Origin of the sequence: Cupriavidus consociatus, assembly GCF_017814975.1 — a bacterium.
GTDB classification, from domain to species: domain Bacteria; phylum Pseudomonadota; class Gammaproteobacteria; order Burkholderiales; family Burkholderiaceae; genus Cupriavidus; species Cupriavidus consociatus.
In genome coordinates this window covers 1-9,990 of record NZ_JAGIQA010000063.1, presented here as the reverse complement: position 1 = coordinate 9,990, position 9,990 = coordinate 1, and the positions used below count along the sequence as shown (strand labels likewise).

The 9,990-nt window shown below is 55.0% G+C and carries 7 protein-coding genes and 1 pseudogene; 3 read left to right on the top strand and 5 right to left on the bottom strand.

What is annotated here, in order from left to right; genetic code table 11:
* Nucleotides 1-1,601: 1,601 nt before the first annotated feature.
* From J8I82_RS36450 to ehuB, 5 genes are all read right to left on the bottom strand, one after another.
* On the bottom strand, nt 1,602-2,351 hold the full coding sequence (locus tag J8I82_RS36450) for a GntR family transcriptional regulator (protein ID WP_209765295.1): 750 nt from the start codon (nt 2,349-2,351) through the stop codon (nt 1,602-1,604).
* A 325-nt stretch (nt 2,352-2,676) separates the two neighbouring features.
* Nucleotides 2,677-3,459, bottom strand: a complete 783-nt coding sequence (locus J8I82_RS36445) for an amino acid ABC transporter ATP-binding protein (RefSeq protein WP_209765293.1) — start codon at nt 3,457-3,459, stop codon at nt 2,677-2,679.
* Between the two features lie 20 nt (nt 3,460-3,479).
* On the bottom strand, nt 3,480-4,139 hold the full coding sequence (gene ehuD, locus J8I82_RS36440) for an ectoine/hydroxyectoine ABC transporter permease subunit EhuD (protein WP_209765291.1): 660 nt from the start codon (nt 4,137-4,139) through the stop codon (nt 3,480-3,482).
* Nucleotides 4,129-4,788: an amino acid ABC transporter permease gene (locus J8I82_RS36435; protein ID WP_209765284.1), complete on the bottom strand. Its 660-nt coding sequence runs from the start codon at nt 4,786-4,788 to the stop codon at nt 4,129-4,131. Before J8I82_RS36435 ends, ehuD begins: the two co-directional genes overlap by 11 nt.
* Nucleotides 4,789-4,799: 11 nt before the next feature.
* On the bottom strand, nt 4,800-5,675 hold the full coding sequence (gene ehuB, locus J8I82_RS36430) for an ectoine/hydroxyectoine ABC transporter substrate-binding protein EhuB (protein WP_209765282.1): 876 nt from the start codon (nt 5,673-5,675) through the stop codon (nt 4,800-4,802).
* Nucleotides 5,676-5,954: 279 nt separating this feature from the next.
* Here ehuB and J8I82_RS36425 point away from each other — a divergent pair, with 279 nt between their 5' ends.
* The 3 genes and pseudogenes from J8I82_RS36425 to J8I82_RS36415 form a co-directional block, all read left to right on the top strand.
* Nucleotides 5,955-7,391 (top strand): MmgE/PrpD family protein, encoded by a 1,437-nt coding sequence (locus J8I82_RS36425; protein ID WP_336620933.1) that lies wholly within the window; start codon nt 5,955-5,957, stop codon nt 7,389-7,391.
* Nucleotides 7,392-7,690: 299 nt separating this feature from the next.
* The gene (locus J8I82_RS36420; protein WP_209765278.1) at nt 7,691-9,112 is read left to right on the top strand and encodes an amidase; all 1,422 of its coding nucleotides are present in this window, start codon (nt 7,691-7,693) and stop codon (nt 9,110-9,112) included.
* Between the two features lie 365 nt (nt 9,113-9,477).
* Nucleotides 9,478-9,894, top strand: a pseudogene (locus tag J8I82_RS36415) (IS21 family transposase); the annotation flags it as partial.
* Between the last annotated feature and the right edge of the window lie 96 nt (nt 9,895-9,990).

The window sequence follows — 9,990 nt, the reverse complement described above, 5'->3', positions numbered from 1 at the left end:
CCTCGAACCTCGTCACAAGTCAAGGGTTCGCGGGGCAAATTGCGATTTTATTGGCGGCTTAACTTGGATGGATTGCCCACCGCCCCCCGTTGAAAGCCCCTTCGCTTAAGACAACCAGAGATCGCGGCCCATTCGCTGTCGGCTGGTTCGTTGTGTAGCGGATTGCGGCATCAATAACCCCGTATAACGTCACGCTCGACTGTGCGCAAGCGTTTCCCATGGCTAAGGTTGTCGCAGCCAGCAGTCCAATCTTGTACTTCACGGATTCTCCTCCTTCTTCTTGCATTGACGACCACTTAAAAACCCGGCGTGCATTCAACGACGTCAGTTTTTCCGCTGAATCCGCCATATTTTGATATCCATTTTGGCTTCGCATACAAAATGAGATAGGCATCCAAAAATCCGGATATGCGACGGCGTAAAGGTTTAAGTCTTATCGAGACCGCAACATCACAGGTGTTGCGCCAGGAACGGTAATATACCTAGTATGTTGGCGATCATCATGGACTGTCAAGGTGTTTTTCACGTGCCGTCCAAGTCGTTTAAAAAGGCATGGGATGACTTGGCGAAAACTAGGCATCTGATTCGGTTAAAGCAGCGATAAAGCAAGAAGGCGTCGGCCGGCATTCACTTGCCTGACGGGGATGTCAAAGCCAATCCAACCACCGTCACTTTAAACATGGGCGGATCTGTCTCAAGGCGGACGGTGGTTCTTGCTGGAGGGTGGGACGTTTCCATCCCGACCAATGGTACTGTCTAATCGCGGTGGATCCGCTAGCTGATTCCGCTAGCCGAAACTACGTTGCAGTCCAGTTCATGTTCAATTGTTCAATGACGAACCGGTCATGCGAAGTCCACTTGTTCGATGACGAGAAACTTGCCGCTGCCGTCGGCTATCAGTTCGTCCGCAAGCGGCTTTTGAGGTGGAATTTGCCCTTACTGTTGTGGTGCAGTTGGAAAGTTGGTTGCCGCGGGTCTCCCCTGCGGCGACAAGGGCATACAGCTTTCGCTCAAGCGAATCATAGTTGCTCGGCGTGGCGCGTTAGCAACGTGGATTGCCCGTAGTGCAGACACACGCGAGTTTTTGCGTGGCCGCCTGCATCAGAAAGGCAGCGCGCTTAGGTTCTTTCGGCTCCCGGAGCGCACAACCGGCAGGACAATAGGGTGAGAATCTCGGCCAGGTCTTCGGCAAGCTATTGTTCACGCGACATCGTCGCGGTCGCATCGGGAACCATCGTCGATGCCGAAGATCTGGCTGGTTTGAAACAGCAACTCACAGCGAAAGCGCAGCAGCGCAGTCCTTCATCACGACAACCAAGCGGCGAACGCGTGCGCGGGATGTCCAGCAGGACGCTGCTGAAGGCAGATTCTTGCGGTAGTTCAGTACGCTGCCGGGGCCGATGATGACCTCGACACAGCGTGCGTCATGGCAATGTAAAGTCTCCTCTCTGATCCCAGGAGAAGACCCGCGCCTAGCAAAGGGGGCTTGCCCTGGCCGCGCTGGTTCGGCGCCGGACAACGTTCGGATGGACTGTTCGACATCAGACCGCACTGCACCGGTAGCACGGTTAGTCTTCCCCCTCTCTAAGTCTTCCCCCGCTCTACCTTTTGGGATTGATTCTCTCGGCGGGAAAACTCACCGAGCAAGCGAGCCTATCAAACGGTGATTCAACCACGCCAAACACGTCGAAGCCAGGCTCATTAGTTTCTATGTGATAAAGCCGCCGCAGCATAGGGTAGCCGTTCGGAATTGCGAAGACCTGCTGAGCTCCTGCTGATACTGGGGCGGCGTCGATAACTAACGACATATTCGTCAGCTCAACGTTATGATCGCGTAGAACGTCAACAATGAAGCGCTCGCCAAACTCCTCTACCATTTGGTCTGGAACATCCGCCGAAATATACGCGGAGTCATACATGATTGGAGTTCCATCAGCGAATATGACCTTACGTACGCACAGCATGCTCTGCTGCGGCGGCTTCAATACAGCCAGCGCCGGGTCAGTAATCTTCTCCTTGCTGATTGAAAGCAACTCCAACGTCGGAGCGAAGCCTACGCGTCGCGCGTCCTCCATGGACGACATCCAATCGCCCAAAGCGCGAACAAAGCGACGTTGCTCTTTAACAAAGATGCCCTTCCCGGGGACCGATGTAAGCATTCCCGCCGACTGCAAATCGCGCACGGCACGCTTCACGGTGATGGGACTGACGTCGAATTCGTCGCTAAGCTGGGACGTCGAGGGGATTGCCTCCCCTCCAGGATACACTCCCGCAGCAATACGCTTGGAGATCTCTGTACGCAATCCTTCGTGCAGAGACAAGCCATTTCGTGTGAGAGCGTGCTTTGTCATTGCCAAGCTCCGCTGGGGGGTTGTGATGGAGTTTCCATGGATCCTCATTGTCGGGAGAAGTCGATACTTCGCATACCTAGTATAACCCAGCGTAGGCGGCAATGTTTCGGCATGGCTCCTGCCAGAGTGGCCGTTATGCCACAACTATGGCATTCGGTTCCGTTCTCATGGTTCAAGCACTGCTAAGGACTGCGAGCAGGGGTCGCTTCCGCATAACTTGTCTCAACTGGCGCCAAGATTGTGTTTTACCCGCCAGTTGAGAAAGGAAATTGGAGACGATTTCTAGAGAATGATGTATCTGGCCGTCGGAAACTCCGCTAGTTGCCTAATGAACAATCTGCTCAAGGAAACGACGAGTACGTTCCGCTACGGGGGCGCTAAAGAACTTTTTCGGTGGGGCCTCTTCGACGATTTCACCACTGTCCATGAAAATGACTCTGTCCGCCACCTTTCGCGCGAAGGCCATCTCATGGGTTACACAGAGCATGGTCATGCCTTCTCGAGCGAGAGTAGTCATTACGTCCAGGACTTCGTTAACCATCTCTGGATCAAGAGCAGAGGTAGGCTCGTCAAACAGCATAATCTTCGGCGCCATGCAAAGCGCTCGCGCAATCGCGACGCGCTGCTGCTGCCCCCCCGAGAGTTGGGTCGGATATTTATGAGCCTGCTCTGGAATACGCACCTTCTCAAGGTTGCGCATTGCGATCTTCTGCGCCTCATCTTTACCCATCTTTTTTGCGCGAATCAACGCCAGCGTACAGTTCTGCAAGACCGTAAGGTGAGGAAACAGATTGAACTGCTGAAAGACCATTCCGATGTCGCGCCGAAGATAAGAAAGGTTCTTCATTCCCGCGCGGATCTCTTCACCGTAGACAAGAATCTGCCCTTCCTGGTGAACCTCGAGTTGGTTGATGCAACGAATAAGGGTCGACTTGCCCGAGCCCGAAGGGCCGCAAATGACGATTCGCTCACCATTTGAAACCGTCAAATTGACATCCTTCAGAACTTTAAAGTCACCGTACCACTTCGAGAGATGTCGTATTTGGACGGACGGCTGGCCTGTCACGAATTCCGGCTCGGCCTTAATTGCTCGCATAGTTACACTCATTCATGTCTCCAATCTATTAGTTAACGCCGAGTCGAAAGCAGCAACCGCCTTTCGAGGCGCTGAACAAACATCGCAACAGTGAGCGCCAAAATGAGGAACAGAATTCCAGCAACCATCATAGGTTCAGCGTAGCGATAGCTGTCCGCAGCCACGTCAAAAGCACTTCCCAACATCTCCGGAACCGCCAATACAGCAAGGTAAGGCGTAGACTTCAGTATGGAAACGAAGTAGCTGCCCATTGGCGCGGCGATGTTGCGCAGCATTTGAGGAGCGATAACGAAAGCTATGGTATCGAACTTGCTCAGGCGTAGAGACTGGGCTGCCTCATACTGTCCGCGCGGAATGGCATCAATACCAGCTTTAAATACTTCAGCCAGATAACCCGAGTAGTACAGACTCAGACCGAAGACACCGACAAACATCGCCGGTAGAACGATATTGTAGTAAGGCAAAACAAAGAACAGAAAATACAATTGAACAAGCACCGGTGTAGATCTGATGAAATCGATGACGAATCGCATCATATAGCGCATCGGCTTATTCGAACGCCTCAAGATTTCCCAGCCAAATCCTAATACAGCCGCACCAATAGAGCTCAGGATGGTTACGAGAATTGTGTTACCAAGTCCATGCAGCACTTCGGGGATTATGCGAAGCGCATATGTGAGGTCAAAGTTCATAGATGGCCTGCCTGCTCTTTCCGAATGCGATTTCAATACGCCGACCCATGATTGTTACGGGGTAGCAAACAATGAAGTAGGCCAATAGGAGTCCGGAGTAGATAGCAACGGGGTTGTACTGGACCTGAGCAATCTCCTTGGCCCGAAAGGTCATGTCGGTCAGCGTAATCAGAGAAACGAGTGCGGTTCCCTTGATCAACTGTATCGCCTGATTAATGAACGTCGGAATCATTCTCGTGATCGCTTGCGGTAGCTCGATGAACCGCAGAACGTCAAACCGTGTGAGCCCGATCGCAAGCCCGGCTTCCAACTGACCGCGATCCAGCGCCTGCAATGCAGCTCGAACGGACTGGCTGCCATAGCCTCCGGTATTCAGCCCTAGCACCATAGCCCCTACTGTAATTGCTGAGAGGTTGATGCCAAAAGCGGGAAATGAATAATAGAACGCATAAAGCAAAACGATTACGGGAGAACTACGCCAAAATTCTATGACCCCCGTAATAAAGAATCGCGCGGAGCCTTTCGCAAAGTGCTGCAGTATTCCAAAAACCAGCGCGAACGGAATCGCGTAGAGCAATCCAAGGGCCGAAACTATAGCCGTAATCTTAAAGCCCTCGAATATTCCGGCCAGAACTTGATAGAAACTCACAGTTTACTCCTTCAGCGGTAGGCATCCCGGCACAGGTTCTGGGCCGTTACGCTTTCTGGCACCGTTTCAGCCGATGTAAAGCCATACTTCGCCATAATCTTTGCGACTGTGCCGTCCGCTTTTCGCTTTCGCAGGCTGTCGCTATAGAGATCTCGAAGCGCAGCATCTTCAGGGCGGAACGCAATTGCCGCATAGCTAGCGACTTCGTGGCCCGCCTCCTTCAGACCCGCGAAAGGCGCGGCGCGCTCAAGTCCCTTGATTTTCGGGTCGTTAAGCACGGTGATAATCGTCGCAGACGAATAACTCGCCGCATCGGCTCGATCGCCCAGTAAAGCGCTTACTCCGGCTTCGACTCCCGGGAACAATTGAAATTGGCTCTTCGGAACACCGGCCTTTTGTGCGTTCTCAACGCTAGCGCTATTTCGACCGCCGGCCACCCTTACATTCGGGTTGGCAACGATATCCGCATAGCTATGAATTTTGAGCGGATTCCCTTTCTTTACGAGAAGAGCGTCAACGACGGCGACGTCGGGCTCACTAAAGGCTACTTGCTGGCACCGAACAGGGCTGATCGCCAGCCCTGAGGCGACCACATCGACCCGCTTGGCGAGAAGACTTGGCACAATCGCAGACCACTCTACTATGACAAAGTCAATCTTTTTCACTCCCAGAGGCCCCAGTACCGCACGAATCATATCGGGATGAAAGCCGCTGACTTCGCCAGTCTCAGTTTTGAAGCCCCACGGAGCCTGATTGTGAATGCCAATCGTGAGGCGCCCTTCCTTCAGAACCCTGTCCTTAATTGACTCTCCATGTGCGACCTGTGACGCTAGCACTGTCAAGCCGCAAATCGCCGTGTGCATAAGCGTCTTTGAGAGCGAAACCATACGGACTCCTCAATTTTAGTGTTGAGAGGGCGACGCGGTTGGCGTGCATTGAAAACAATGCTGCGCGACCAACCGTCCCCGCTTGCACAGCAATCATACTAGGTATATCTAGTCGCCAAAATAAGGGTAAACGATGGCGCCCCGCCGAGACGTAAGAAACGCTCAGCGCTCGCAACTCGGAACGGGACCTCGCCGTGGCGACGCAGAGCGGACCGACATGCTCCCGGTCAGGCATAACACCTTTGTACACAGCATCCCATACGATATACTAGGTATATCATGCACTTGTCTGGGTCGTGCCTTTCCGAAGATTGGCACACCTCAGCAAGGTGCACAGACGCGTGGCGAAAACGCCGCTACAACCCTTATGCAATGACTGACACTGCGATTAAGCTCGCTCAATTTGTAAGCGGGACGACCCCAGCCAACGTTCCTTCAGCAGCCTTGGAACGTACAGCCCTCAACGTAATGGACACGATTGCGTCCAGTGCCGGAGGATATGCCACGAGGAACGCCAGGGAGATGCGAGCGGCTGCGGCCGCGCTGTTCGGCGAAGGCCGAAGCTCCATCTGGTTTTCCGGCTCGAAGACTCACAAGGGCGCTGCCATCTTGGCGAACTGCGCCGCAGCTAGCGCACTGGATATCGACGATGGTCACCGCGGGGCGAGCGGCCATCCAGGCGCGTCGATCGTACCGGCGGTGCTCCAAGCTTGCGCCGACGCTGCAACGAATATCACTTCGGGGGAGATGCTTACTGCGTGCGCACTTGGGTATGACGTAGCCTGCCGTATAGCCGCCGCACGGCCGCCTAGCACGGTAAAAACGTATTCGTCTGGCCGCTGGGTCGGCTACGGCGTCGCGGCGGCGTTGGGGTGGCTACACAGGCAACCGGCCGAAACAATTGCCCATGCGATGACAATTGCCGGAGCGGAATCTCCCGAGAATCTTCCTGCTGGCTCGTACCGACGCATGAGCAGCGTGAAAGGCAGCAGTCCTTGGTCCACATTGACAGCCATGGTCGCCTTGGAGCGCGCAAAGGCTGGGGCAGACGGCCCACTCGATAGCTTGGATCGCACCGGCGTATTTGATGCGAGCCAGATTACGCGCGATCTCGGGTCCCGCTGGGAAGTGGCCTATACGTACATTAAGCCATATGCGTCCTGCCGGTATACGCATGCCGCAATGGACGCGGTACTTGCCCTTGTCGAAGGGACTCCGATACGAGTGGCCGATATCCAGGAAGTGGTAGTGGAAGTCTTCCCAGAGGCTTTTACGATCACAAACGAAACCTCGCCGCTGACTTTGGAAGGTGCACAATTCAGTATTCCGTTTAGCGTAGCGCTAGCCGCATTACGTGGTGCTGCGGCGTTCCGTCCCATGCGGCCCGAAGTCTTGAAAGACAAAGATGTTGTTGCCCTCTCACGCAAAATCAAAATAAGGGAAGGAGAGGAATTTCGAATGGCATTTCCAAAATATACGCCGTCCAGGGTCAGCCTCAAGGTCAACGGTATCTGGCGTTCGGAGACAGTGACACACCCGCTCGGCGATGTCGACAACCCCATGCCGTGGAGCGCGGTCGAGCAGAAGCTCCGTGACTTGTCTTCCCAGACCGAAGCGCCGATACGCTGCAAGAGCGAGAACATCATTTCTGCTTGCAGGAAAATTGCGGAGAACCCCAGCTGGCCCGTTTCCAAATTACTGACCGTTCTAGCCTAATTTATGAGCTTACAGTATTGCGAAGCGGCGACAATTATCGACATAGGCACGAATCCAGGCAACAGCCCGGGAGAATGACGTATGACACAGATATCGCGCGAGGATTTCGAGGCACAAATCCGACGAGCCGGCCTTGTACTTTCCCTGTCCCAGATAGACGAACTTCACGAAGTTTGGGGTCTTGTGGAACCAATGCTCGACCGCTTGCGCAACTCGGAACGAGAGCGGTCAGCGGAACCGTCGCACATCTTTCGTGCTGGTTTTTATCTGAAGCCTTTCGATGAAGAGGGAACTCTTTAATGCAAACTCCGACGATCGCGGAGGCCGCAACGCTTATTGCCGCGCGCCAACTATCTCCCGTGGAACTGGCAGAGCACTGTCTGTCACGTATTGAGGCGTTGGATGGAACTTTGCACAGCTTCATTGGAGTTACTCCCGAACGTGCGCTTCAGGAAGCCAAGGCTGCTGAACATCGAATGATGACAGGAACACTGCTTGGCACCCTGGACGGCATCCCGATAGCTCACAAGGACATCTATTGCACGAGCGGAATTCGTACCACGGCACATTCCAAGCTTCTAAAGGATTGGGTCCCGAACGTTGATGCCCACATAGTGTCGCGTTTAGCCCAAGCCGGTGCCCTATCGCTGGGCAAACTTGCTACGCATGAATTTGCTCTTGGCGGTCCATCGTTTGACTTGGAACTACCGCCCGCCTGCAATCCGTGGAATCCGGACCATTTCTCCTCCGGATCGTCTAGCGGGACGGCAGTGGCCGTAGCGGCAGGGCTTATTCTAGGCGGCACGGGTACTGATACGAGCGGATCCATCCGCTCCCCTGCAGCGTTGTGCGGAGTTACAGGGATTAAGCCCACCTATGGGCTCTGCAGCCGCACCGGCATTCTGCCATTGGCTTTTTCTCTTGATCACCCGGGACCCATCGCGTGGACGTCCGAAGATTGCGCATTGCTACTCCAGGCGATGTCAGGCTATGACCCGACAGACGCAGCAAGCGTTGACTGCATGGTTCCCAATTTCACCAGCAGATTAAGACGCGAAATAAAAGGCCTCCGAATCGGCGTGGCTAGAGATTGGCATGAAGTCGAGAACAAAGTCAGTCCGGCCGTCCAAAACGGCATCGAAGACGCAATTGCCGTCTGGCGTGCTCAGGGAGCCGAGATCGTGGAAGTCAGAATGCCATCGCTGTATGATTACCAAGCGGCGGCCTCGGTCATAATGCTCTGCGAGGCCTTCTCTCTCCACGAAACGTGGATGCGCACACGTGGTGACGAGTACGGGGAAATGCTACGGGACCGCTTGGTGCTCGGGGCGCTCATGACGAGCGCGGACTACATGCAGGCGGTCCGCCGCCGCCACGAGCTATGCATTGCCACCGCGAAAGCCGCTGCCGATGTCGACATTTTGGTTACGGCAGGCGCCCAAAAAGAGGCACCACGAATTGACGGTGTGCCGAAGTGGGGAGGATTGTCGAGTCCCGGTTTTTACGACCCCTTCAACATCAGCGGATGGCCAGCAATCAGTCTTTGCTCGGGTTATGGCGAAGGCGGCCTCCCTGTTTCTGTACAAATCGCCGCCAAACCGTTTCAAGAGCCGCTGCTGTTCCAAGTGGCAGACGCTTTTGAACAGGCGACGGATTTTCGCACCAAGCGCCCACTGTTAGCATCTAGCCGGGAGGAGACGCGGGCTGCTGCACCGGTCTGAAGGGCCGAAGCGGGTGCGCCGATGCCCGAGAATTCACGATGCATCGATTGGCTGGTTACGCGGAATGCAAGAGCGCTCCCGCGGAAGACGCGCCCCGCAGCAACTTCCGTTACCGCCCCGTACATACAGATCGCCGCCTTGGAACGGCTCTAGCCCAGGTTCGCCTTTGGAAACCACGTCAATCATAACCTGCCTTCAAGACGCGGCCGATGTCGAATTAATCTCTCCAAGCCCCGATGGTCGGCCAAATTTCCCCACCTGTGGTCACCTCAAACTCCCCCACCTGAAGGGGCGCTGCAAGTGATTTGAGCGCCATGCAGGACGTTACCTTTGTTCCCCTCGAATAAAGCAGAGGGGTTACCGGAGTGAACGTCTTGAAGCCGCATCTACAGACCACCATCGCTACGCTAATCGCCGCTGGCAAGGGTCAGCGGGAGATCGCCCGGATCACCGGCGTCGACCGCAAGACGATTCGCGGGTATCAAGCGCAATTTGCCGCCGCCCAGCAGGCAAACTCCCCCACGGTGACCACCGGCTCTGAGCCGCAAATCCCCCCACCCCGACCACCGGCAACTGGCGCACATCAATTGTCGGCGTGCGCGCCATACCAGGAGTTTGTGCAAGCCCAGGTGCAACTGCATCGGAACGCCACAGCGATCTACCAAGATCTCGTCGATCAGTACGGCTTCACCGCCAGCTACGAAAGCGTCAAGCGTTTCGTCCGGTCCTTGCGCCACCAAGCGCCAAAGCAATTCGACCGACTGGAATTCCTTGCGGGCGAGTAATCGCAAGCTTTCGATTAAGCAGAGGATTTTTTGGTTAGCGATCGCGGCCGCAGAGGCATAACGGAGCCGATCAGGATCCGCCCGCGAGCGGTA